We start from the raw sequence: 285 nt of genomic DNA on the forward strand, positions 1-285 counted from the left end.
GGCGCCTTGGGTGTAGGAGGTGTTCTTGCTGTCGAACCCGGTGGCGCCGCTGCCGCCCTTGAAGGTGAGCTTGTCCGACGGCGCGGCGTACCACAGCACCTTGGTGTTGGCCGGGACCAGATTGCCGCTGCTGTCCCGATAGGTGCACGTCAACTGGTGCGGCTGGCCCTCCGTCAGGTTGTCGGTGCCATCGGTGGACGTGAGCGTCATCGTGCCGGCGCCGGGCAGGGTCACGGTTTGCGCGAAATCGACCTGGAGCGTGCCGATATCCGGCGTGGTTCCGGC

Annotated in this window: 1 protein-coding gene; it reads right to left on the reverse strand. The window is 67.0% G+C overall.

The window, feature by feature from the left end; genetic code table 11:
- Positions 1-285, reverse strand: a 285-nt coding sequence (locus tag DUT91_RS26015) for a hypothetical protein (RefSeq protein ID WP_160113734.1), incomplete at both ends; no start/stop codon positions are given.

It is taken from the genome of Paramesorhizobium salinisoli (assembly GCF_003335045.1).
Lineage (GTDB): Bacteria > Pseudomonadota > Alphaproteobacteria > Rhizobiales > Rhizobiaceae > Paramesorhizobium > Paramesorhizobium salinisoli.